19 protein-coding genes and 2 pseudogenes are annotated in these 22,886 nt (G+C 72.3%); 13 read left to right on the top strand and 8 right to left on the bottom strand.

The features are described 5' to 3' along the window. Nucleotides 1–227: 227 nt before the first annotated feature. The 6 genes and pseudogenes from ACP4J3_RS31410 to ACP4J3_RS31385 all read left to right on the top strand — a co-directional run bounded on the left by ACP4J3_RS31410 (nt 228) and on the right by ACP4J3_RS31385 (nt 6,228). Nucleotides 228–639 (top strand): annotated as a pseudogene (locus tag ACP4J3_RS31410) (hypothetical protein). Beyond that, the gene (locus ACP4J3_RS31405; RefSeq protein WP_426539471.1) at nt 627–1,349 is read left to right on the top strand and encodes a hypothetical protein; all 723 of its coding nucleotides are present in this window, start codon (nt 627–629) and stop codon (nt 1,347–1,349) included. The pseudogene ACP4J3_RS31410 and the gene ACP4J3_RS31405 overlap by 13 nt, the downstream one beginning before the upstream one ends. Continuing rightward, complete coding sequence (locus ACP4J3_RS31400; protein WP_426539470.1) at nt 1,346–1,843, top strand: NAD(P) transhydrogenase subunit alpha; 498 nt, start codon at nt 1,346–1,348, stop codon at nt 1,841–1,843. Before ACP4J3_RS31405 ends, ACP4J3_RS31400 begins: the two co-directional genes overlap by 4 nt. Further along, nucleotides 1,731–3,089, top strand: coding sequence for an NAD(P)(+) transhydrogenase (Re/Si-specific) subunit beta (locus tag ACP4J3_RS31395; RefSeq protein WP_426539543.1), 1,359 nt, complete (start codon nt 1,731–1,733; stop codon nt 3,087–3,089). The genes ACP4J3_RS31400 and ACP4J3_RS31395 overlap by 113 nt, the downstream gene beginning before the upstream one ends. Before the next feature lie 313 nt (nt 3,090–3,402). Beyond that, nucleotides 3,403–5,307: a serine/threonine-protein kinase gene (locus ACP4J3_RS31390; protein ID WP_426539469.1), complete on the top strand. Its 1,905-nt coding sequence runs from the start codon at nt 3,403–3,405 to the stop codon at nt 5,305–5,307. A 141-nt stretch (nt 5,308–5,448) separates the two neighbouring features. After that, nucleotides 5,449–6,228 (top strand): FHA domain-containing protein, encoded by a 780-nt coding sequence (locus ACP4J3_RS31385; protein ID WP_426539468.1) that lies wholly within the window; start codon nt 5,449–5,451, stop codon nt 6,226–6,228. 9 nt (nt 6,229–6,237) lie between these two features. On the opposite strand, the gene ACP4J3_RS31380 is transcribed toward ACP4J3_RS31385, so the two are convergent. Continuing rightward, complete coding sequence (locus ACP4J3_RS31380) at nt 6,238–8,166, bottom strand: serine/threonine-protein kinase (RefSeq protein WP_426539467.1); 1,929 nt, start codon at nt 8,164–8,166, stop codon at nt 6,238–6,240. Between the two features lie 233 nt (nt 8,167–8,399). On the opposite strand from ACP4J3_RS31380, the gene ACP4J3_RS31375 reads away from it, so the two are divergent. The 6 genes from ACP4J3_RS31375 (at nt 8,400) to ACP4J3_RS31350 (ending at nt 15,856) form a co-directional block, all read left to right on the top strand. Continuing rightward, nucleotides 8,400–9,188, top strand: a complete 789-nt coding sequence (locus tag ACP4J3_RS31375; RefSeq protein ID WP_426539466.1) for a polysaccharide lyase family 7 protein — start codon at nt 8,400–8,402, stop codon at nt 9,186–9,188. After that, nucleotides 9,185–10,351 carry a protein kinase domain-containing protein gene (locus ACP4J3_RS31370; protein WP_426539464.1) on the top strand — a complete coding sequence of 389 codons (1,167 nt, stop codon included), beginning with the start codon at nt 9,185–9,187 and terminating at the stop codon, nt 10,349–10,351. The genes ACP4J3_RS31375 and ACP4J3_RS31370 overlap by 4 nt, the downstream gene beginning before the upstream one ends. 68 nt (nt 10,352–10,419) lie before the next feature. After that, nucleotides 10,420–11,751 carry a hypothetical protein gene (locus tag ACP4J3_RS31365; RefSeq protein WP_426539462.1) on the top strand — a complete coding sequence of 444 codons (1,332 nt, stop codon included), beginning with the start codon at nt 10,420–10,422 and terminating at the stop codon, nt 11,749–11,751. 29 nt (nt 11,752–11,780) lie between these two features. Continuing rightward, nucleotides 11,781–12,284 carry a hypothetical protein gene (locus ACP4J3_RS31360; protein WP_426539461.1) on the top strand — a complete coding sequence of 168 codons (504 nt, stop codon included), beginning with the start codon at nt 11,781–11,783 and terminating at the stop codon, nt 12,282–12,284. A gap of 15 nt (nt 12,285–12,299) precedes the next feature. Beyond that, nucleotides 12,300–14,801, top strand: coding sequence for an Hsp70 family protein (locus ACP4J3_RS31355; protein ID WP_426539459.1), 2,502 nt, complete (start codon nt 12,300–12,302; stop codon nt 14,799–14,801). A gap of 23 nt (nt 14,802–14,824) precedes the next feature. Then, nucleotides 14,825–15,856 (top strand): tetratricopeptide repeat protein, encoded by a 1,032-nt coding sequence (locus tag ACP4J3_RS31350; protein ID WP_426539458.1) that lies wholly within the window; start codon nt 14,825–14,827, stop codon nt 15,854–15,856. 77 nt (nt 15,857–15,933) lie between these two features. Here the strand turns inward: ACP4J3_RS31350 and rox are convergent, their stop codons facing one another. The 7 genes and pseudogenes from rox to ACP4J3_RS31315 all read right to left on the bottom strand — a co-directional run bounded on the left by rox (nt 15,934) and on the right by ACP4J3_RS31315 (nt 21,362). Continuing rightward, nucleotides 15,934–17,361 carry a rifampin monooxygenase gene (gene rox, locus ACP4J3_RS31345; RefSeq protein WP_426539457.1) on the bottom strand — a complete coding sequence of 476 codons (1,428 nt, stop codon included), beginning with the start codon at nt 17,359–17,361 and terminating at the stop codon, nt 15,934–15,936. Between the two features lie 144 nt (nt 17,362–17,505). Next, the gene (locus ACP4J3_RS31340) at nt 17,506–18,033 is read right to left on the bottom strand and encodes an NUDIX hydrolase family protein (RefSeq protein ID WP_194049900.1); all 528 of its coding nucleotides are present in this window, start codon (nt 18,031–18,033) and stop codon (nt 17,506–17,508) included. Between the two features lie 111 nt (nt 18,034–18,144). Beyond that, nucleotides 18,145–18,511: pseudogene (locus ACP4J3_RS31335) on the bottom strand (glutamine synthetase); the annotation flags it as partial. A gap of 57 nt (nt 18,512–18,568) precedes the next feature. Beyond that, nucleotides 18,569–19,378 (bottom strand): SAM-dependent methyltransferase, encoded by an 810-nt coding sequence (locus tag ACP4J3_RS31330; RefSeq protein ID WP_426539456.1) that lies wholly within the window; start codon nt 19,376–19,378, stop codon nt 18,569–18,571. A gap of 133 nt (nt 19,379–19,511) precedes the next feature. Further along, nucleotides 19,512–20,324, bottom strand: coding sequence for a hypothetical protein (locus tag ACP4J3_RS31325; protein ID WP_426539455.1), 813 nt, complete (start codon nt 20,322–20,324; stop codon nt 19,512–19,514). A gap of 110 nt (nt 20,325–20,434) precedes the next feature. Then, nucleotides 20,435–21,136 (bottom strand): response regulator, encoded by a 702-nt coding sequence (locus ACP4J3_RS31320; RefSeq protein WP_426539454.1) that lies wholly within the window; start codon nt 21,134–21,136, stop codon nt 20,435–20,437. A gap of 7 nt (nt 21,137–21,143) precedes the next feature. Next, nucleotides 21,144–21,362, bottom strand: coding sequence for a hypothetical protein (locus ACP4J3_RS31315; RefSeq protein ID WP_426539453.1), 219 nt, complete (start codon nt 21,360–21,362; stop codon nt 21,144–21,146). A 290-nt stretch (nt 21,363–21,652) separates the two neighbouring features. On the opposite strand from ACP4J3_RS31315, the gene ACP4J3_RS31310 reads away from it, so the two are divergent. Further along, entirely contained in the window at nt 21,653–22,837 is a 1,185-nt protein-coding gene (locus ACP4J3_RS31310) for a sensor histidine kinase (RefSeq protein ID WP_426539452.1), read from the top strand. Nucleotides 22,838–22,886 lie beyond the last annotated feature (49 nt).

The raw sequence follows: 22,886 nt of genomic DNA, 5'->3' as shown, positions 1-22,886 counted from the left end.
GCCGGCCTACGGGCCGGCCCACCCGCTCGTCGCCGTACTGCCCCTGTTCCGGGAGCTGTTGGGCGCCGCCGCACGCCGCCGGGCGCGCCCAGGTGATCGCCGAACCGCGGCGCCTGGAACAGGTCAACGACTCCTTCGACGAGGTCCTGGCGGAGGGGCCGAAGCCCGGCTCGTCTTCGGAGTTCCGAAGCCCGGCACCACCGGGGCACAGGGAGAGGCAGCAGATCATGGCAACCGTCACCGTAGGCGCCGTACGGGAGCGGGCACCCGGCGAACGCCGGGTCGCCCTCGTCCCCGAGGCAGTCGCCCTCCTGCGCCGGTCCGGACTCGACGTCCTGGTCGAGACCGGCGCGGGCGCCGGCGCCTGGTTCACCGACGCCGACTACACGGCCGTAGGCGCACGTGTTGTGCCCCCCCGGCGAGCTGTACGCCCGCGCGGACGCCGTCCTGTGCGTCGGCCCGCCGGACGAGGAGACCGCGACCGCCCTGCGCTCCGGGCACACCCTGATCGGTCTGCTCGAACCGCCGCGGCACCCGGCCCTCGTCCAGGACCTCACCGAGCGCGGCATCCGCACGGTGAGCCTGGACCTGCTGCCCCGCACCCTCGCCCCAGCCGCGCCCAGTCCATGGACGCGCTGACCTCCCAGGCCAACGTCGCCGGCTACAAGGCGGCCCTGCTCGCGGCCGACTCCTACGACCGCTTCTTCCCGATGCTGACCACCGCGGCGGGCACCATGCGCCCGGCGCAGGTCCTCGTCCTCGGCGCCGGGGTGGCCGGGCTCCAGGCGATCGCCACCGCCCGCCGCCTCGGCGCCGTCGTCACGGCGTACGACGTACGCCCTGAGTCGAGAGGGGAGGTGGAGTCTCTCGGCGCCCGGTTCCTCGACACAACGCGCCTGCCAGGCACGGGATCGGGCGCCGGCCAGGGCGGCTACGCGCGCGAGCTGACCGAGGAGGAACAGCGGGCCCAGCGCGAGGCGCTCGACACGACCATCGCCCGCAGCGACATCGTCATCACCACGGCCCAAGTGCCGGGTCGCAAGCCGCCGTTGCTGGTGACGGCGGCCGTGATCGCGCGGATGGCGCCCGGTTCGGTCGTCGTCGACGTCGCCGCGAGCGACCTCGGCGGCAACGTCGAGGGCAGCGAACCCGACAAGACCGACGTCCTCGAGGGCGGCGTCACCCTCATCGGCGCCGGACGCCTGCCGTCCGCCATGGCGACCGCCGCGTCCACGGCATACGCCCGCAACCTGGTCGCCGTCCTGCGCCGCCTCGTGCGCGACGGCGAGATCGTCCTCGACCCGGCCGACGAGATCACGGCCGCGCTCATGGGAGCAGGACTGTCGTGAGCAACCTCGATCTCCTCACCGCCGTCACCGTGTTCGTGCTGAGCGTCCTCGTCGGCATCGAGGTCGTCAGCAAGGTCCCGGCCACCCTGCACACCCCCCTGATGTCCGGCTCCAACTCGGTGCACGGCATCGTCGTCATCGGCGCCATGCTGATCGCCGCCGAGTCCCACACCTGGCTCGGCCACGTCCTCGCCTTCGTGGCGATGGCGTTCGGCGCGATGAACGTCGTCGGCGGGTACGTCGTCACCGACCGGATGCTGGAGATGTTCAAGGCCAAGCCGGCCACCGAGAAGAAGCCGACAACGGAGAAGCAGTGTGACCGCCATGGACAACGTCTCCAACGCCGTCCACTACATCTTTCTCGCCGCGGCCGCCTGCTTCGTGATCGGCCTGCACCTGATGAACCATCCGCGCACCGCCCGCCGCGGCAACACCCTCTCGGCCGGGGCGATGGCCGTCGCGATCGCCGCCACCTTCTGGCTGGTGGCGGATGAGGGCATGATCAGCCGTACCGGGTGGCTCGTCCTGGTCACCGGCGGCCTGGTCGGCGCGGCACTCGGCCTGTGGGCCGCGCGCGAGGTGCGGATGACCGCCATGCCCCAACTGGTCAGCCTCTTCAACGCCGTCGGCGGCGGCGCGGCGGCCCTCATCGCCGTCAACGACCTGCTCCAGGCCGACGACGCCGCGCTGCTGGGCGCGCGGGTGTCCCTGCCGGGCGGCCTGGACATCGTCATCGGCGCGGTCACCTTCTCCGGCTCGCTGATCGCGGCGGGCAAGCTGCAAGGGGTCGTGTCCGGCGCGCCGGTGGTATTCCCCGGGGCGCGGCCGCTCAACATCCTGCTGCCCGTGTCCTTCGTCGCCGGTACGGTGTGGCTGGTGCTGGCCCCCGACTCCCGTGCGGCGCTGTACGGGCTGGTGGCCGTGGCGCTGCTCTTCGGCGTGACGATGGTGCTGCCGATCGGCGGCGCCGACATGCCGGTGGTCATCGCCCTGCTGAACGCCTTCACGGGGTCGGCGGTCGCGATGGCGGGCTTCGTACTCGACGAGACGGCGCTCATCATCGCGGGCATGCTGGTCAGCGCCGCGGGTGGCATCCTCACCAAGCTGATGGCCGACGCCATGAACCGCTCCTTGGCCAACATCGTGATCGGCGGCTTCGGCACCGGCGACAGCGCATCCGCGGCGACCGGATCCGGGGCGCCCGTCCAGGTGCGGTCGGTCTCCGCGGACGACGTGGCGATCCAACCGGCGTACGCGAGCAAGGTCATCTTCGTCCCCGGCTACGGCCTCGCCGCTGCACAGGCCCAGCACGAACTCGGCGACCTGGCCAAGCTGCTGACCGACCACGGCGTGGACGTCAGCTACGCCGTCCACCCGGTCGCGGGCCGCATGCCGGGGCACATGAACGTGCTGCTGGCCGAGGCGAACGTGCCGTACACACAGCTCAAGGAGATGGACGACGTCAACCCCGAGTTCCCGCAGGCGGACGTGGCGTTGGTGATCGGCGCGAACGACGTGACCGACCCGATCGCCCGCAAGCCCGGCAACGCGATCTCGGGCATGCCGATCCTGGACGTCGACAAGGCCAGGAGCATCGTCGTCATCAAGCGCTCCATGGGCCATGGCTACGCGGGCATCGACAACGAGCTCTACACCCACCCGAAGACCGGGATGCTCTTCTCCGACGCGAAGAAGGGACTCGGTGAACTGAAGGCGGCGGTGGGGGAGTTCGTAGGCTGACCCGGCACGGCACGTGCCGCGCACGGTCCACCGAAGGTGAGCAGTTGCTCGACCCGAAGAGGAAGGCCGGGCAAGCCCATGTGGTCCGCCGTCGTCATGTGCGGGTAGAGCGCGGGGTTCTGGAACGCCATCACATCACGAAGACCATGCCCGCGACAGGGCCGATCGGCCCCGATCCATCGGCCCGTGCCTGTCCAGTGCCGGGTTCCCGGGACCGGTCCCCGGATGTGCACCTGACCATTTCCGCACGAGGCGGCGGCTGTCGGGAGTTCCGGTGGCCGGTCGGGAAGCGCGGCCGAAGAAGGGGGCGTTGGTGGCACGGGAGCAACGGGTCATCGCGGGGCGGTACCGGCTGCGGCAGCGGCTGGGCTCCGGTGGCGGAGGCGACGTCTGGCTGGCCGAGGACGAGGAACTGCGGGTCCGGGTCGCGGTCAAGGAGATCGACGTACCGCACGAGCGGACCGGACCCGGCGGCGACGACCCCGCCGCCCGGGGACGCAAGGAGGCGCTGAAGGCGGCGCAGTTGCGCGAGCACCCGCATGTGATCACGGTGTACGACGTGGTGGAGGACGACGGCCGCCCGTGGATCGTGATGGAGTACCTGCCGGGCACGCGGGATCTGCGCGCCGCGGTCGAGGAGCGCGGGGCGCTGCCGAGCGACGAGGTGGCCGGGATCGGGGCCGCCGCCCTGGACGCCCTGTGCGCCGGGCACCGGCTCGGCATCATCCACCGGGACGTGAAGCCGTCCAACATCCTGCTGGCGCCGGACCGTTCGGGCGCCGCCGACCGGCGGGTCCTGCTCACGGACTACGGCATCTCGCTGTGGCCGCGCGAGACCCGGGTCACCCAGAGCGGCATGGTGGTCGGCACCCCCGGCTTCCTGGCGCCGGAGCGGCTGTCCGGCGGGGAGGCGACGCCCGCGACCGACCTGTTCTCGCTCGGCGTGACCCTCTACTTCGCCGTCGAGGGCGTCTCCCCGTTCGAGCGGGACACCCTCGACGCCTCCCTGATGGCGGCCCTGACCACCGAACCCGCCGTGCCCCAGCGGGCGAGCGAGCCCCTGAACCGGGTGATCATGGGGCTACTGGCCAAGGACCCGGCGCGCCGTACGCAGGCGGAACGGGCGCGTGAACTGCTCGCCGAGGCCAGGGAATCCGGCAGCGCCGCCGGCCCGGCGTCCGCGCTCGCGCTCACCGGATCGGGGCCGTCCTCCGCGGACCCTGGCGCACCCACGGGTTCCGGGCTGCCCGAGCCCAAGCCCGACGGCACCACGACCAGGCCCAACAACCCCCCGCTCTCCTGGAGAGACCGCGCCCGGCGTGCCACGGACTCCGCTCGCCGGACACCCGGCCGGCGCACCCCCGCGCTGCTGGCCCTCGCCGCCGTACTGTTCGGGGGCGGCGGCTTCGCGCTCGGCGCCGTCACCCACCAGGACGGGGCCGAGGCGCGGCAGGGCGGCGTGAAGGTGGCCGCGACCCCTTCCCCGACGGTCACCCGCAGCGCGTACCCGTACGGCCGCCAGGCCGGGCTGCGCCAGGAGCTGACGCCGGGGCAGTGCCTCGACGCCGACTGGAAGGGCGGGGAGTTCAAGGGGCGGCCCAGGCTGAAGGGCCGGGACTGCTACGACGACGATCCCGAGGGCCAGGTCATCGCGACCGTCGGGGCCGGCGACGTCGCCGCGGCATCCGGTGCGCAGGCGGTACGGGACGAGTGCGCCCGGCGCACCGCGGAGCTGCGCAAGACCATGGCCGACCCGGTGCTGTACGTCCTCACCCCCGAGCCGGGGCAGAGCGAGCCGCCCGCCTCGGCCTGTCTGCTGTTCCTGAGGCACGCCACGCTCGGCGGCCCGATCGGCGACTTCCGCAAGTTCGGCGACGAGGTGTACATCACCCAGTTGGGCCCGGGCGACTGCATCGACGTCAAGGAACACGACGACGGCTCGTACACCAAGACCCTGGTGAGCTGCGACGATCCGCATGACGAGCAGTTGGTCGGCTGGACCCGCGCCTCGGGCGACAGCTCGGCGGACAGCGTCGACACCGGTGCCCTCTGCGAGGAGAAGTACGGGGTCAACTGGGCCCGCGGCAAGGGGCACGAGATGTGGGGCTGGTATTCCTCGGACGAGGAGTGGGACGCCGGATTCCGCGAGGTGCTGTGCAGCGTGGGCCGGGAGGATGGCGGGAAGCTTCCCGCGGGAGCGCTGAAATCGGCGTACTGACTCTCGTGCGGATGCCGCCTCGGCCGGGCGAACGACCGGTTTGGGGAGGGGTCCCGTGCGAGGTGCGGACACTGGCGGGGACGCCGTGCGTCCGCCGAACGACTTCGAACCGAACAAGCCCATGAACCGAGGAGACCAGCGATGCCCCTCTCCGCCAGCCTCGCGCGCGGTGTCGCGCCCGCCACGCCCGGGACCCTGCACGCCCGTACGGTCACCGCTGAGCTCAGCGCCCCGCCCCGCCCGGGGCTGACGGTCCGCTTCGGGCGCGGTGAGAAGCCCGATGTGGACCTGGGGGTCGGCGTGGACGACCTCCGGGTGAGCCGGCGCCACGGCGAATTGACGTACCGTCAGGGCATGTGGTGGCTGCGCAACACCGGGCAGCAGCTCGTGCGGCTGCCGCGCGGCCAGATGATGCACCTGGCCACCGAGCCGATCCCGCTCGCCACCGGCTACACCCCGCTGTTCGTGAAGGGCTCCGGCTACCGCGAGCACCTGGTCGAGCTGTATGTGGCCGGCCACGACGACCAGGGGCGGGTGTCGCGCCGGCAGGCCGAGACCATCCGGCCGGAGACCTGGGCGCTCGACGACGACGAACGGCTGCTGCTGGTCGTCCTCGGTCAGCGGTATCTGCTGTACGAGGAGGAACCGCGCCCCCTGACCTACGCCGTGGCCGCCAAGCAGCTCAAGTATCTGCGCCCGGACGACAACTGGACCGCGCGCAGGATCGAGCACCGCATCGAGGTCGTACGACACCGTCTGCACCGCACCGGCTTCCGGTACCCCGTGCTGCACGACAAGTCGGAGGGCCGCCCCGGCGACAACCGCCTGCTGCACAACCTGATCAAGGGGCTCGTCGAGTCGACGACGCTCGTGCCGCCGGACCTGGACCTGATGGAGGACGACGCGCCCTGGCCCGAGTAGTCGAAACGGTCATCGCGCCCTCAGTGCGGCGGCGGCCGAGGCCGCGAGCTTCTGCGCCATCTGGCACAGCTTGTCCGCGGGCCGCTGCCCGCCGACGTCCAGGCGCACCATCTCGGCGGCGGTCTCGGCGTTCTGGCCGCTGTAGCGGCGGTACTCGACGAAGGCCGAGCAACTGTCGCCGTCGTCGTCCGGTTCGAGCACGGTGCGGTAGCCGCTGAGCGTGCGGGCCGTGCCGTCCGCCGCGGACTTGGGCTGGTCGCGGAAGAAGGCCACCTCGGCGTCCAGATCGTCGATGTCGCTGTGCCACTCGCAGCTCCAGTTCGCCACGCCCCGCTCCGGCACGTCCACCTTGAGGCCGGGCACCGCGGCCAGCGCCTTGGCGTCGAGCAGTTCACAGGCGTTCGCCCAGGCCAGCGAAGTGCGGGGGTAGGCCGGCGAACGGCGCGGGAGCGGACCCCGGTCGAGGACCTCGGCCGCGCTGGTGGCGGCCTTGTTGGCGACCGTGCACAGCGCCAGGGTGCCGCCGGTCACGGAGCCCTTGCCCATCTTGACGCGGATCCCGGCCAGCTTCCCGCCCGTGCCGTCGTCGGACGTCAGCAGCAGTTTGCACTCGTCGCTCTCCGACTCCTCCTCCTGGATGCCGATCCGCCCGACGGTGCGGGACGGCTTGGAACCCTCCGGCGGAGAGCCACTGAGGATGCCGATCTTCACATCGATCCGGGTCTTGTCGTCGACGCTCACGAGCATGTCGCAGCGGTCGAAGTTCCCGTAGTCCACGTCCACTTCCCCCTCGCCGAACTGATCGAGTGCGGCGGGGTCGGCCAGGTCGCACACGTCGGCCGTGTGCGGATCGCCGACGAGCGCGTGCGAGGCGCCGACCGAGGTGCCTTCGCCCTGGCGGCTCCGGCTGGGCCCGGAAGCGCCCTTGCCGCCGGCGCCGTTGCCGTCGTCGGGAAGGACGACCAGCCCCAGGGCCAGCAGCGCACTGACGCCCAGGGCCGCCGCGATCACCGGTCGGCGCCACCGCCGGCGCGCGGGGGCGGGGCTGGTGGTGGCCGAGTCCCTGGACGGCTTCGGCTCGGACCCGGCGATGTCCGCCAGAAGCCGTCCGACCTCGGCGGCGTCGGGGCGTTGCCGGGGGTCGCGGCGCAGCATGGAGGTGAGCACGGGGTACAGCGGCCCCACGGCGGCGGCGTCCAGCTCGACGACGCCCTGCTCGGCCTTCCAGTACCGCAGCCGCTCGGCCTCGTCCCCGTCCTTCCCCGTCCCCGCGGGGGTGTCGTCGTCGGACCCGCCACCGCGCGGCGGCGCTCCGGTGACCAGCGCGTACAGGGTGGTGGCGAGGCAGAACACGTCCGAGGCCGGCCGGGGGACGTTGCCCCGGGCCAGTTCCGGGGCGGCGTAGTCCGGGGTGAAGCTGTACGGTCCGTTGACCGTGATCGTCTCGCTGCCGCCGACCCGGTAGGCGGCGCCGAAGTCCAGTAACTTCGCGGCCCCGTGCCGGGTGAGGCCGATGTTGGCGGGCTTGACGTCGCAGTGCACCACGCCCGCCTCGTGCAGGGCGGCCAGCGCGTCGGCGAGCTCGGCGCCGATACGGGCCGCCCGCTCGGGGGAGACCGTCGGCTGCCGGTCCAGGCCGCCGCCGGGGACGTACTCCATGACGAACCAGTACGTCCGGGAGCCGGGCTCGTCCTGCGCTACGGTCAGCACGTCGAACAGCGTCACGACATGGGGGTGTTCGCGGAACTTGGCCATGGTGCGCGGTTCGCCCAGCAGCCGCCGCAGCGCGGTGTCGCTCTCGCCGTCCGTCCGCTCCGGTTTGAGCGCGACGTCCTGGCCCACCACCGTGTCGTGCGCGAGCCACACCTCACCGCCCCGCCCGGCGCCGATGACCTCCCTGAGGACATAGCGGTCGGCGAACTCCTCCCCGGAACGCACGGAATCTTCCCCCTCGGTCGAGTCCGGATCACCCACAGCCACGGCCCATGGCCGTGCGTACGGGTCGAACCTACTGCGTATGCCGGGCCGTACGCAGTGTCTACCCAGAGCCTTCATCAGTCGCACGCATGCGTAGACACGAGGCGGGACCGAGGACCACGGGAGGGGTCCCGAGAAGGGCGCCTACGGTACGCGTCGGCCCCTTACCCACACCCCCTACGGGAGGACCCTCCATGCCCCGCACCCGGACCGTCGTGCTCGCCGGCCTCACCGCGGCCGTCTCCTCCGCCACCCTCGCCTTGTCGTCCGCGCAGGCGGGCACCCCGGCGCCGTACGAGCGGGCGGCGGGCGCCCGGTGCGCGTACCCCGCCGACGTACTCGACCTGACGGACTGGAAGCTGACCCTGCCCACCGGCGACGACGAGGACCCCACCGAGATCACCCAGCCGAAGCTGGCGACCTTCTCCGCCAAGCCTTGGTTCCGTGCCGAGTCCGGCTGCGAGGCGGTCAGATTCCGGGCCGCCGTCAACGGCGTGACGACGTCCGGGTCCCGCTACCCGCGCGCCGAGCTGCGGGAGATGACCGACGGCGGCGAGGACGAGGCCGAATGGTCCACCTCGAAGGGCAAGCACACGCTCGTGGTCAGGGAGGCGTTCATGGCGCTGCCCGATAAGCGGCCCTACCTGGTCGGCGCCCAGGTCCACGGCGGGGACGACGACGTCACCGTCTTCCGCCTCGAAGGCACCAAGCTCTACATCACCGAGGGCGACGACCGGCACCACCACCTCGTCACCGACGACTACGAGCTGGGCACCGAGTTCGAGGCGAAGTTCGTCGCTGAGGACGGCGAGATCGACGTGTACTACAACGGCCGCCGCCAGACCACGATCGAGCACGACGGCGACACCAACTACTTCAAGGCGGGCGCCTACACGCAGGCCAACTGCGACAACTCCGAGCCGTGCGACGACGACAACTACGGCGAGGTCCGCATCTCCCGCATCGAGGTCACCCACACGTGACCCGTACGCGCTCCCGGGAGGGGTCCCGGGAGCCGCGTGTCACGGTGACGGTGACCGAGGCCAGGGAAGGGGCGCGGCGGATGGCGGGGGACACGACCGGCGTGGAGGGGACCCTGCTGATCCGTGCGCAGCGGATCAACTCGGCGCTGGTCGTGGACCGCAGGCTGGGCGAGGGCGCCTTCGCCGAGGTGTACCGGGTACGGCACCACATCCTCGGCTGGCAGGCGCTGAAGCTGTTCAAGCACGTCGCTTCGCTGGAGGCGACCTCCAGGCTGTTCGACGAGGCCCGCATCCTCTCCACCCTCGGCCACCCCAACATCATCCGGGTGTTCGACGCGGGCACCGTGCAGACCTCCGAGGGGATGCGCGGCTACATCACCATGGAGTACGTGGCCGGCGGCAGCCTGGAGCGGCTGGTCGCCTCGCACTCCGGCGCGGTCCCGGTCGAGGAGGCCACGGCCGTACTGCGGCAGGCCGCCGAGGGCCTCGCCGTCGCCCATGAGCGCCAGCACCCGATCGTGCACCGCGACCTGTCGCTGGCGAACGTACTCATCACCTACGACGAGTCCGGACTGCGGGTGAAGGTCAGCGACTTCGGGCTCGCCAAGGAGACCGACCCCGGCACCATGGCCGCCAGTGCCCAGGGCACGGTCGCCTACATGCCGCCGGAGGTGCTGCGCCGGGGCACCGGCTACTCGTGCGCCGGGGACGTGTGGGCGCTGGGCACCATCGCCTACTACCTGCTCACCGACCACTTTCCCTACAACGGCGGCGACCCGGTGCAGTCCTTCTCCCTGGAGCGTTTCAACCGGCCGCTGCTGCCGCCGAGCGCCTTCAACGACGGCGTGGGGCCCGAACTGGACCGGCTGGTCGTCGACATGCTCCGCGTGGACCCGGCCGACCGGCCCGCCTCGGCCCGCGAGGTCGTCGAACGCGCCGAGGCACTGCGGCTGCCGGAGGGTGTGCGACCGCCACCGGACGCCGCGGCCGGGGTCGAGCGGTCGGTCGAGGAGCAGGTACGGGCGGCCCTTGAGCTCTCCCGGATGCCCGGCCGACTGGCCGATGCCGCCAACCAGCTCGAAGAGGCCGTCAGCCGTCATCCCCGGCTCCGGGAACGGCACATGGCGCGGCTGATGACGTGGCGTCGGGGGGTGGTCATGTGAAGGGCCCGACGCGCCAGAACCGGACGTACGGGCAGCGGACGTACGGGATGCGGACGTTTGGAGAGCGGATGGACAAGACGACTGCGGGCGACCACAGAGGCGAGCCGTCCGCCGCCCGGATCGGCCCCGGAAACCTGGCCCGCTTCACGGACCTGGCCGGGACGCGGCTCTACCGCGACAACGCCTTCGCCGTCACCGGGCTCCCGACGACCGCGCAGGGACGCGCCGTACGGCAGCACCGGCAGAAACTGGAGGCCCGCCTCGCGGTCGAGAGCGTCCGGCCCGCGGACCCGGACTCGCCCGTCGCCGGCGGCTATCGCAAGGACGAAGTCCGGGCCGCGTTCGAGGAGTTCCAGGATCCGCGGCGACGGCTGGTCGACGAACTCCTGTGGCGCTGGGGCGCGCCCCAGGGATGCGGCTGCCCCGAGTCCGTGCACGAGGAGCACGACGAGGCGGTGCGCTTCCACGCGATGGCGCTCGAGGCGGAGACCGGACGCGGCCACGCCACCACGGACGGCCGGGACATCCTCTGGCGGGGCGCGGCGAGCGGGTGGGGACTGCTGCTGGAGCGCCCCGAGTTCCGCCGGCACATCGCCCACCGGATCGAGGAGCTGGACGACCCACGGCTGCGCGAGCACTCGGCGGACGACTTCCTCGCCGCGCTGCCCGGCCTCCTCGTCTCCCCGTTCCGGGAGCTGGCCGCCGATCCGGACTTCAGACCGCGCCTCGCGGGGGTCTGCGCCGACTGGACGGAACACACGGCGTTCTCCGGGCTCTTCACCGAGCTGTTCGAGGACGCCGTGGAGGAGACGGTCCAGCAGATCACCGACGGCCTGCGGGCCGTGAACGACAAGAAGGAAGCCCATCACTTCAGGGACGCCGTCCGGGTCGTACGCAAGGAGGTACTGCCCGCCTTCGACCGGTTCGGTGACTTCCGGGCCCACGTCGCCGAGTGGCGCCGCGACGACGTGGCGCACACCGTCGCGGTGGGCGTCGGCAACCTCGCCGTGGCGATGCTGGGGTACTACCAGTTCCACCGGCCGACCGCCGCCGAGAAGAAGACGGTGGTCGAACTCGCGGAGCGGGCGTACGAGATCGCCCCGGAGCGCCATGTGAAGGCGTTCAAGGACAACTGGGACGTCATCTACGAGTGGTCTGTGGGGGCCGTCACGACGCGCACCGCTCCGGGCCAGCCGCAGAGCATGTCGGGCGGAGATCGGGTGAGTTGCGTGCTGTTCGTCGTGGGGCTCGTCGGCGTGATGGTGCTGTGGGTGGCCCAGGGCTGGGAAGCGGCGCTGGCCGGCTTCTTCGGCGTGTTCATGCTCATCGGCATCGTCGTGAAGCTCAGAGAGTGGTACGAGCGGATCCGGATCCACAGGGTCAGAGGGAGGCACTGGTGACACTCCGAGCCCACCGCAAGGTACGTGAAATGCGCGCGGGATTCGGCCAGTTGAGGCATCCCCCCGAGTTCCGCGTCCCCCGCCCGCTGCTCGGACCGGCCCAAGCCGACCTGGCCGCGGCCGTGCTCGCCGAGGTCGAGTCCGCCGAGGCCCTCGCGCGGCAGGCCCGCACCCCGCAGGGCGCCGGGACCGGCGCGCTGCTCGGGGCCGCCGTCGGCATCTGGCGCGCGCTGCGCAAGCTCGACCAGGGCACCGGCGCCCTCTCCGCGGCCGACCTGCGGCAGGTGCGCCGCCAGGTGCACGCCAGCCGGCAGGCGCTCGCCGACGACGGGCTGGAGATCCAGGAGCACGACGGCCTGCCGTTCGACTCCGGCCAGTCCCTGGAGGTCCTGGTGTTCGAGGACAAGCCGGAACTGGACCGCGAGGTCGTGCTGGAGACCGTACGGCCGTCGGTCTACTTCCGCGGCGAACGGATCCAGATGGGCCAGGTCATCGTCGGCAGGCCCGCACCCGACCAGCACCCCGGCATGTGACCAAGGAGAGCGACCATGCGCGAGACCATCGACTTCGGCATCGACCTCGGCACCACCAACAGCGCCATCGCGGTGGCCGAGGACGACGGCGTACGGATCATCAAGAACAACGACGGCTGGGACTTCACGCCCTCCGCCGTGTGGATCCCCAAGGAGGGGGTGATCCACGTCGGCAGGCGGGCCAGGGAACGCACGGAGAGCGACCCGGACAACGCCTACGCCGAGTTCAAGCTGGAGATGGGCGCGGCGGGCGCGGACCGCCTCTTCCGGCGCACGGGCCTGTCGCTCACCCCCGAGGAGCTGTCCGCCGAGGTGCTCAAGTCCCTGCGGCAGGACGCCGCGCACGAGTACGGGTACCAGCCGGAGGCGGCCGTGATCACCGTGCCGGCCTCCTTCGCCCTGAACCAGAACAGCGCCACCGGCTCGGCCGCGGCCCTCGCCGGGCTCGGCGAGCACTGCCCGCTGGTGCAGGAACCGACCGCCGCCGCCATCGCCTACGGGGTGCAGGACGCCTCCGAGTCCGCCCACTGGATGGTGTTCGACCTGGGCGGCGGCACCTTCGACGCGGCCGTGATGAGCAAGCGCGACGGCGAGCTCCAGCTCATCCAGCACGCCGGCGACCCCTACCTCGGCGGCAAGCTCATCGACTGGGCCCTCGTCGACGACCTGCTGGCCCCCGCGGTCCGCCGGGACCTCGGCCTGGCGGACTTCAGCCGTGACAACCGCGACCGCTGGCTCAAGAACTTCGCCAAGCTCAAGCTGGAGGCGGAGAACGCCAAGATCGCGCTGTCCCGGGCCGCTTCGGTCGAGATCTCCGTCGACCTCGACGACGGCAGCGGCGGCACCGAACCCTTCGAGTACACCCTGACCCGGGGCGCCCTCGACGACCTCGCCCTGCCGCACTACACCCGCGCCATCCGGCTCTGCCGCAAGGCGCTGGCCGACAGCTCCCTGCGCCCCGACGACATCGACCGGCTGCTCCTGGTCGGCGGCGCCACCCTCAGCCCCGGGCTGCGCGAACTGCTCGCCGACCCGATCCAGGGCCCCGGCATCCCCCTCGACCACAGCCAGGACCCCACCACCGTGGTCGCCCGCGGAGCCGCCGTGTTCGCCCGCACGATCCGGGTGCCGAAGCAGCCGCAGAAGGCGGCACCGGGCGAGTTCGCCATCGAGCTGCACTATCCGGCGCAGTCCGTCGACACCACCGGCATCCCGGTCTCCGGCAAGGTGAGCAGCGGCAGCCCGGTGGACTGGACCCGCTACACCGTCACCCTCAGCAACCCCGACGGCCGCCCGCCCTTCCGCGGCCCGCGCACCGAACTCGGCCCGGACGGCACCTTCTACACCGAAGTGGCCATCGACGCCGACACCCGCTCCCGCTTCACCGTCGAACTCAGCGACAACGCCGGCACCCGGCGCACCCTCGCGGGCGACACCTTCTCCATCAGCCACGCCACCGTCCTGCCCGGCGACGCGGTGCTCACCGGCACCCTCGGCATCGGCAAGGCCGACGGCACCTTCGACCCGCTGCTGCGCAAGGGCGCCACGCTGCCGGCCCAGGTGACCAAGCCGTACCGGACGACGATCCCGCTGCGCCGCGCCGAGCCGGAGGCCGTCATCCGCATCCCGCTGCTGGAGGGCGAGCGCAGGCGCGCCGACCGCAACACCCGGGTCGGGCTGATCGAGATCCGCCCGCGCGACATCCGGATCGACCTGCCCGCCCAGAGCGAGGTCGAGGTGACCTTCGAGATCCAGGCGAGCAACCGCGAGGTCCTCGTCACCGCCGACATCCCCCTGCTGGAGCAGCAGTTCGAGGCGACGATCAACCGCTCCGAGCTGCTGGCCCCCGAGCACCCCGAGCTCGTGGACCGCCTGCACGACCTCGAACAGCGGGTGCGCCTCCTCCAGGACCAGGCCGAGGACGTCCACTCCGAGCCGGCCCGGAACCGGCTGGAGGACCTCTCGGACCAGCAGGCCATCCCGCAACTGCGCAAGGAGGTGGACGCGGCGGCCGTCGACACCGGCGCCGCCGTCACCAGCGACCGCCGCATCCGCGATGTGGAGGCCCAGCTCGACGACATCGAGGAGGCCATCGAGATCCCCGGGCTGCAACGCGAGCTGTGGGATCTGCTCAGCGCCTGCGAGGACGTCATCGAGCAGGTCGGCGGCGGCCCGTCGGACCGGCGCGAGCTGCAGAGCATGCGGGACCGGGCCAGTTCGCTCGGCGACGACGCCTCTCCGGCGGATCTGCGCCGGCTCATCAAGCGGGCCGGGGAGTTCCACGTCGAGCTGCTGCGCCGCACCGACCAGTGGGAGTACGTCGTCTTCCACGCGCTGGTCGAGATGCGCGACGACATGTTCTCCCGCGCGCAGGCTGACGCCGCCATCCTGGAGGGCCGCCGTGCCGTCGCCGCGGGGGACCGCCGCGCTCTCGCCGGGGTCAACGAGCGACTGCGCCGACTGCTGCCGCCCGGGGTCGCGGATGAGGCCGAGCGGCTGTCCGGCGGCATCAACTAGTCGGCGCACAGGAGGAGTTGACGGTGGTCACATCCCGAGTCCCGGCGGGAGTCCCGTCCGGCGCGTTCCTGTCTGCCGACGGCAACGGCGGCAGTGGCGGCAACGGCAGCGCAGCCTCTGACGGCACAGGGCAGGACGCCACCGCCCCGGCCGCCGACTCGCTCCGCATCGCCCTGCTCGTCTCACGCGCCCGGACGGCGGCCCGCTCCGGCGACCTGGACGGTGCCCTGCGGCTGCTGCACGAGGCCGAGGGTCCCGTCGCCGCGGCCCACCCGGACGTACTGGACCTGCTCGCCCGTGTGCACGCCCAGCGCGGCGAGTTGGCCCGGGCGGCCGAGTACTGGCACCGGGTCCAGGAGCGGCAGCCGCAGGATCCGTCCGCCTCGGCCGGGCTGGCGAGGATCGACCGGCTCGGCCGACGCGGCCCACGGGCGGCTCTCGCCCGCCACCGCGCCCGCACGGCCCTCGTCGCCGCGGTCTGTGCCGTGGCCGCGATCACGGCCTGCACGGTCGCCCTCACCGACGGCGCCGGCGAACGCCCGGCCCAGCCGGGCCTGTCGCCGGCCGACCGCGCGGCGCAGCTCGCCGAACGCCTCGACGCCGAACGCCGGGCGGAGCAGGCGCGCGAGCGGGACCGAGCGACGGCCCGGCGGACCCAGGCGGCCACGGCCCTGGCCGACGCGCTGCGGGCACCGGGCATCGACCCGGTCGTCCAGGAGGCCTCCGTGGAGGTCGCCTTCTCCGACGGGCTCTTCTCCGAGGGCGCCGAACTGACCCCGGTCGGCGCCGAACGGCTCGCCGCTCTGGGCGAGCGCCTGGCGGGAAGGGAAGCGGACGTCGAGATTTACGGCCAGACCGCGACCGTCCCCGGCGCCCCGACCAGCGGCGGCTCCGTCCTCTCCCTCTGGCGCGCCCTCATCGCCGCCCGCGAGTTGAGCACGGCCAGCGGCAAGCCCCTCACCGCGTTCACCACGGCCAGCGCGGACCAGCGCGACGCGCCGCACGCGAGCGCCGCGAAGAACCGGACGGTGACGGTGGTGATCACACCTCGGTAGCGCGACGGCCCCTCGCGAATGCGCCGGAGTGGGGCGGTCGTCTTCTCGTCGACGTCGCAGAAGCAGTAGTTGCCGTCTCAGTCGGCGGCGGCGCCGAACCACCTGCGCAGCGGACCCAGCAGCTCCCGCTGCTCCGCACCTGCCCACGCCACATGGCCGTCCGGCCGCAGCAGCACCGCGGGCGCGTCCAGTTCCTCGCCGACGTCGACGACGTGGTCGACCCGGTCCGCCCAGCCGGCTACCGACAGTCGGCCGGTGCGGTCGAGCAGCAGCCCGCGGCCGTCGTGCAGCAACTCGTAGAGCCGGCCGCGTTTCAGGGGCACGTCCCGCATCCGCCGGCCGAGCAGTTCGTGGCCCTCGCCGAAGTCGTAGCGGACCCCGACCGCGGTGATCATCCCGGTCACGTACCGGTTCACCTCCTCGAAGTCCATCAGCTTCGAAAACAGCTCCCGCAGCGCGGTCGCGCCCGGATCCGTGCCCAGCAGGGTGATCTGCGCACGCGTGTTGGCCAGCACGGCGGCGCCCACCGGGTGCCGTTCGGCGTGGTAGGTGTCCAGCAGCCCCTCCGGCGCCCAGCCCTTGACCGCCGCGGCCAGCTTCCAGCCGAGGTTGAACGCGTCCTGGATGCCGAGGTTGAGCCCCTGGCCGCCGGTCGGCGGATGGACGTGCGCGGCGTCTCCGGCCAGCAGCACCCGGCCCACCCGGTAGCGCTCGGCCTGCCGGGTGGCATCGCCGAACCGGGACAGCCAGCGCGGCGAGTGCGCGCCGAAGTCGGTGCCCGCGACCGCCCGGAGCTGCCGCCGGAACTCCTCGAGGGTCGGCTCGCTCGCACGGTCCTCGGCCACGCCGTCGGCCGGAACGACCACGCGGTACACCCCGTCACCGTCGGCGGTGGCGCCGAACCGGAGCTGGGTCCTGCGGACTTCGGCGACGACGGCGGCGATCCGCTCCGGATCCTCGGTCAGCTCCATCTCGCCCAGCAGGGTCTCGACCTTGGCCGCCGCACCGGGGAGGCCGACACCGAGCGCCTTGCGCGCCAGGCTGCGGCCGCCGTCGCAGCCGGCGAGGTAGCGCGAGCGCAGCCGCGTGCCGTCCGCCAGCTCGACGCTCACCCCGTCCGCGTCCTGGCTCAGCCCCACCACTTCGCAGCCGCGCCGGATGTCGGTGCCGAGTTCGAGGGCACGCTCGTTCAGCAGCCGCTCGGTGACCGGCTGCGGTGTGGCGAGGCCGTATGGGTGAGCCGTGTCCAGTTGCTCCGGCCACGGCTTGGCGATGCCGCCGAAGAGCCCGCCGGCCCGGAACGTCTCGCTGACCGCGAGGAACCGCTCCAGGATGCCGCGCTGGTCCAGCATCTCCACGCTGCGCGCGTGCAGTCCCTGCCCCCGGGACTGCGCGGTCGGCTCGGTCAGCTTCTCCAGCACGACCACGTGCACGCCGTGCAGCCGCAGTTCGCAGGCCAGCATCAGGCCGGTCGGTCCGCCGCCGGCAATGATGACGTCGATCATCACAATCCCCGTTTCCGCAGGTCCTGGCTTCGGTCGGGTGATTGTGCGGCACCAGGGCGGCCTTGTCGCAAGCCCCCCGGTGCGCTATACGTTGAGAGTGGCGAGGAGACAGTGGGCTCCTTGCCCTCGCTGTTTCACGGGCGGTCAGATCACACAGCCCACATGCGCCAGCGCCTGCTTCAGCAGCACCCCGTGGCCGCCGGGCATCTCGCTCTGCACCGCCGGTGACAGGGCCTCCTGCGGGCTGAACCAGACCAGGTCGAGGGCGTCCTGGCGGGGGCGGCAGTCGCCGGTGACCGGGACTACGTAGGCCAGGGAGACCGCGTGCTGACGCGGGTCGTGATACGGCGTGATGCCCTGCGTCGGGAAGTACTCCGCGACCGTGAACGGCTGCAGCGAGGTCGGCACCCGGGGGAGCGCCACCGGGCCGAGGTCCTTCTCCAGGTGGCGCAGTAGGGCGTCGCGGACCCGCTCGTGGTGCAGCACGCGGCCGGAGACCAGGGTCCGGCTGACCGTTCCGTCCGGTCCGATGCGCAGCAGGAGGCCGATGCTGGTGACCTCGCCGCTGTCGTCGACGCGCACGGGCACGGCCTCGACGTACAGGATCGGCATGCGGGCGCGCGCCTGCTCCAGTTCGTCGCTGGTCAGCCAGCCGGGCGTGGTTTCCGTCATGTCAGACATTGCTTGATCATACTTTCCGGGAATTGCGAACGCTCAGTCGCGGTGCGGACGGGTGTCGGGGGCGGGGAGGGGTTCGGGGGCGGGCAGTCCGCAAGTGACGCCGTGCCGCTCGCCCTCCTGCGTGATCCGGTCGACCGGCGCCCACGCCCAGCTCGGCTGCCCGGCCAGTTCCACCAGGTGGTCCAGGTCGGAATACAGGCGCGGATCGCCGTCCGGGGAGCCGAGCACGTCGGTCGTGTGGATCGAGTCGTTCGCGAGGAAGGTGTCGAACACCGGCGACATCCCGACCCCCCCAGGCCGCCGAGGCCGCCGTCGGGATCGTCTTCTTCACCCGGCCGATGCCCGCCGTGTCCGCATAGGCCGGCACGATCCCGTGCACGCCCCGCCCGGCCGGCTCGCCGCCCAGCGCACCGGCCCGCTCGACGTCACCGGGACGCCCGCCCGGGAGGGGGTCGGCAAGGGTGGTCATACGGTCTCCTCGACGAGCTCGGCCGGTTGGTACCGATCCGTGTGTTCCCGCTGTGCGTCAGGGTTTCACGGCCACCGCGCCGTACTGCGGCACCGGCGCGGGAGAGTCCGGGGCGCGCCAGCGCGAGCAGGACACCATCCCCGGCTCCAGCAGCTCCAGACCGTCGAAGAAGGCGGCGATGTCCGCGCCACTGCGAGCGGTGATCGGCGGGGTGGCGTTCTCGTTCCAGAACTTCATCGCCGGGATCTGGCCCTCACCGCCCAGCTCGGAGTCGAACGTCGGGTGCGTCAGGACCAGGAGGCTGCCGGACGGGACGGCGGCCAGGACACGCCGCACGATGTCGAGGGCCTTGTCGTGGTCCAGCACGAAGTTGAGGATGCCCAGCATCATCACCGCGACCGGCTTGCTGAAGTCCAGGGTCTGCGCGGCGCGTTCGACGATGGCGTCCGGGTCGTGCACATCGGCGTCGATGTAGGCGGTGGCGCCCTCGTGGGTGCCGGTCAGCAGGGTGCGGGCGTGCACCAGCACGATCGGGTCGTTGTCGACGTACACGATCCGCGAGTCGGGCGCGACGCGCTGGGCGATCTCATGGGTGTTGTCCGCCGTCGGCAGCCCGGTGCCGATGTCCAGGAACTGCCGTATGCCCCGCTCCTCGGCCACGAAGCGCACGGCGCGGCCCAGGAACTCGCGGTCCGCGCGGGCGATGTCCCGGATGATCGGGAACATCCCGGCGACATGCTCGCCGACCTGCTGGTCGACCTCGTAGTTGTCCTTGCCGCCGATCCAGTAGTTCCACACCCGCGCGTTGTGCGCCACACCGGTGTTCAGCTTCGCCGACCCGCCCGACGGGGTGTGGCCATCACTCACGACTCGTCCTCTCCTCGCACGCACGACCGAAACCGGTCATCGCCGCCATTGTGCCGGTCCGTTGATCACGCTGTCCCGGGAATCGGCAGAGCCGGCGCGGCCGTTGGCGGACGCGGGGGAGTGGCGGGCCCGGCTACTCGATCTCACTGGGCGTCGCGGCGGGCGACTTCCCGGCCAGCACGTCCTTCAGCCGCTGGGTGCCGAGCTTCACCGCCTGCTCGACGGAGTCGTCCTCGGCCCCGTCGAACCCGCCCGCCGTGACGGTGATCGCGTCATTGCCGACGCGTACGGCGGCCACGTCCTCGGTGAGGGTGGCCGGATCGCCGTCCGCCGTGCCCTTCACCGTGACGCGCAGGCCGACGCGGTCGTCACCCACCTTGGGCAGGGACGTCTCGATGACCTGGACCGTGCGCTCCTCGCCCTGGTCGGTCACCGTGAACTGGTCGCACTCCTGCGGCAGGGTCTTCAGCCAGGCCAGGGACTCCTGAGGGTCGCTGCGCTCATAGGCGGCCACCTGGTACAGCAGACGCGAGTCGCCCTGCTGGAAGCCGCGCAGCGCGGACGCCCCGGACGGCTTGCCCAGCAACTGGTCGGTGTAGAGGCCGTCGATCAGCCGCTGGCAGTCCGCGGCATCCGTCTTGCCGGTGAGGAAGTCGTCGGCGTCGACGGTGCCGATGAGCATGGTGTCGTGCCAGGTGGCGACCTCCGAGTCCGTCACCTGGGTCCAGTCGTCCTCGATGTCCGCCTCGGTGATCAGCGCGGTCTTCGCGCCGGCCTCGGTGAGGGCGGTGGTGGGCGAGGGGGTCGGCGTCTGCCGGGCCACCGCCGCGGCCTGGGTGACGTCCTCGCCGTCGCCGTCCGAGCAGGCCGCGGTGGTCAGCAACGCACCGGTGGCCAGGGCCGAGCAGAGAACACGGACGGGTCGGGACGACGGGCGAGGGGTCATCTGGGCTGCCTCCTGTGGACGTGACACGTGCCCCCAGCGCACCACCGGACCTGACGGCCCACCAGCCGCACCGGACCGTTCGGGTGAGCGCCGTCCGCAGGACAGGGCCGTCAGCCGCCGGGCTGCCCGTATCCGTTCTGCCAGGCCCAGGCGGCGATCTCGACGCGATTGCGGGCGGACAGCTTCAACTGGACGCTGGACAGGTGTGTTTTGACCGTGGACAGCGAGACGTACAACTCGGCGGCGATCTCGGCGTTCGTGCGGCCGAGGGCGACCAGGCGGACCACGTCGAGCTCACGGTCGGTGAGGGGCTCCGTGGGCTGGGCCGCGGGCTTGACCGGGGCGGCGGTGGCGGTCTGCGGGGCGGTGACGTGCTTGAGCAGCCGGACCGTGATCGACGGCGAGACCAGCGAGTCGCCGGCCGCGGCGGCGCGGACCGCCTCGGCGAGCAGCGTGGGCCCGGAGTCCTTCAGCAGGAACCCGCACGCACCGCCGCGCAGCGCCCCGTACACGTACTCGTCGAGGTCGAAGGTGGTCACCACGACCACCCGCATGGGGTCGGCCACATCGGGCCCCGCGAGCAGCCGGGTCGCCTCCAGCCCGTCCAGCTTCGGCATCCGGATGTCCAGCAGGCACACGTCCGGCCGCTCCCGCCGCGCCAGCTCCACCGCCTCCTCGCCGTCGGCGGCCTCGGCGACCACGGTCATGTCGGGCTGGGCGTTGAGGAAGAAGCGGAAGCCGGTGCGGACCATCTCCTGGTCGTCGGCGATGAGGACGCGGATGGGCGCCCCGGACGGGGGTGGGGTGGTCATGGCTCGATCATGCCTCAGGGGGTGCGGGCCGGAGTGCTCCGGGCTCTGGTCGGTCCGCTGTCCGCGCCGGGTCGGCCGTGACCTTCCGCGGCGGTCGGCTCCCGGACATCGCGGCGAACAGGGCGAGGGCGTCGACGATGACACACGCGAAGGGTTCGATCATCCCGGAGGTGTTGATCGTGGCGCCGGCCACCTTGCTGAGCTGGTGGGAGCCGTGCGCCCCCATGGCGGTGGCGCCGCCGGTCGGGACGACCAGCGGGAGCGGGATGACGGTCTCCCGTAGGTGCCGAGGCTGCCGAGTGCGACCACGGCTGCCACGCCGCCGATGACGCCGACGGCGAACTCGCTGCGCTGCATCGCGTGCTCCTGAGGTCCTGGTGTCCGTGGGTGGGGATGCGACACCACCCTCGCCCGCGGGGCCGCACGCGCACCTCGGCCATAAGGCCGGCGTTCTCGCCGGGCCCCTCGGCCGAACGGCCGATCCCGCCGCTCGCCGCCACGTCTACCGTGATCGGCATGAGGTCCTTCTCCCCCCGCGGCTGTGTCGGGGGCTTCGCCGTCGGCCTGCTGCTCGCCGCCTGTGTCGTCGACGTTCTCTACGCGGGCGCCGACGGGACGAGCGTGCTGCCGATGGGGAGGCCGTCCGTCTGGCCGACGCTTACCGTGCTGCTGGTGGGCCTGGCCGCTGTACTGTGGCCGGCCGGTCGGCGGCCCGAGTGGCTCACACCGCAGGTGCGCACCGCCGCGTTCGCTCTCGTCTCGATCCTCTACACGGCGGGCGCCGTGGCGGCCGGCGTGGACAACCTGTACGGTCCCGGCGAGGTCCTGATCCTGCTGTGCCTGCTGTTCGTCGCCGTACGGCACTGCCCGCCTCGCTGGGCCTGGGGGTGCGGCGCCGTGGCCGTGACTGCGCTGTTGCTGCTGCCGGTTCGGTATGTCGGGCCGCTGGACTCCGGCGTGCTGGGCTTCATGGTGGTCGGCCTGGTCCTGGTCGGCCTCTTCGCCGGGCTCGCCGTGTATCTGCGCACGATGGACTACCGGCGGGCGCTCGCGGTGAGCGAGACCCGGCGCGGCGAGCGCGTCGCCATCGCCGCCGACCTGCACGACTTCGTCGCCCACCATGTCACCGGCATCCTCGTACAGACGCAGATGGCCCGGATGATGGCGCAGACCCAGCCACAGGACCTCGACCCGGTCCTGGCCGGCATCGAACGCGCCGCCACCGAGGCCCTTGCCTCGATGCGCCGCACCGTCGGCGTCCTGCGCGACACCGGTTCCGAAGCAGCCGACCACCGCCCCGTCGGCGACCTCGCCGGCATCACCGAACTCACCAACGCCTTCGCGAGCCCGGTCCAGCAGGTCACCCTGCGCCGCGACCCCACCGTCAGCGACGACATCCCCCACGAAGTACAGGCCGCCGCCTTCCGCGTCGTCCAGGAGGCCCTGACCAACATCCGCCGCCACGCCGCCGACGCCGCGCACATCGAGGTCAACCTGCGCGACGACGCCGGCCGCCTCGCGGTATCGGTCGCCGACGACGGCCATGGCGGCACCCAACTCCCGGCCGCCGCACACGGCGGAGGCTTCGGACTCGTCGGCCTCAAAGAACGAGTCACCGCACTGGGCGGCGAACTGCACGCCGGACCACGCGGCGCGGTGGGCTGGGAGGTGCGGGCGGTGTTCCCGGCGTGGAAGGCCTGACGCCGTCCGTTTCCGATATCGATACCGTTCGGGCGCTTCGCACTGTTCA

This window comes from Streptomyces sp. UG1 (assembly GCF_049974585.1).
Classification (GTDB): Bacteria; Actinomycetota; Actinomycetes; order Streptomycetales; family Streptomycetaceae; genus Streptomyces.
This window is presented reverse-complemented; position numbering and strand designations above follow the sequence as displayed.

What these genes read in the sequence shown, in the direction of transcription:
- ACP4J3_RS31340 (WP_194049900.1), bottom strand. Translation starts at nt 18,033, where the DNA reads ATGACGGAAACCACGCCCGGCTGGCTGACCAGCGACGAACTGGAGCAG.
- ACP4J3_RS31310 (WP_426539452.1), top strand. Translation starts at nt 21,653, where the DNA reads ATGAGGTCCTTCTCCCCCCGCGGCTGTGTCGGGGGCTTCGCCGTCGGC.
- ACP4J3_RS31375 (WP_426539466.1), top strand. Translation starts at nt 8,400, where the DNA reads ATGCCCCGCACCCGGACCGTCGTGCTCGCCGGCCTCACCGCGGCCGTC.
- ACP4J3_RS31315 (WP_426539453.1), bottom strand. Translation starts at nt 21,362, where the DNA reads ATGGGGGCGCACGGCTCCCACCAGCTCAGCAAGGTGGCCGGCGCCACG.
- ACP4J3_RS31325 (WP_426539455.1), bottom strand. Translation starts at nt 20,324, where the DNA reads ATGACCCCTCGCCCGTCGTCCCGACCCGTCCGTGTTCTCTGCTCGGCC.
- rox (WP_426539457.1), bottom strand. Translation starts at nt 17,361, where the DNA reads ATGATCGACGTCATCATTGCCGGCGGCGGACCGACCGGCCTGATGCTG.
- ACP4J3_RS31355 (WP_426539459.1), top strand. Translation starts at nt 12,300, where the DNA reads ATGCGCGAGACCATCGACTTCGGCATCGACCTCGGCACCACCAACAGC.
- ACP4J3_RS31320 (WP_426539454.1), bottom strand. Translation starts at nt 21,136, where the DNA reads ATGACCACCCCACCCCCGTCCGGGGCGCCCATCCGCGTCCTCATCGCC.
- ACP4J3_RS31385 (WP_426539468.1), top strand. Translation starts at nt 5,449, where the DNA reads ATGCCCCTCTCCGCCAGCCTCGCGCGCGGTGTCGCGCCCGCCACGCCC.
- ACP4J3_RS31365 (WP_426539462.1), top strand. Translation starts at nt 10,420, where the DNA reads ATGGACAAGACGACTGCGGGCGACCACAGAGGCGAGCCGTCCGCCGCC.
- ACP4J3_RS31360 (WP_426539461.1), top strand. Translation starts at nt 11,781, where the DNA reads ATGCGCGCGGGATTCGGCCAGTTGAGGCATCCCCCCGAGTTCCGCGTC.
- ACP4J3_RS31405 (WP_426539471.1), top strand. Translation starts at nt 627, where the DNA reads ATGGACGCGCTGACCTCCCAGGCCAACGTCGCCGGCTACAAGGCGGCC.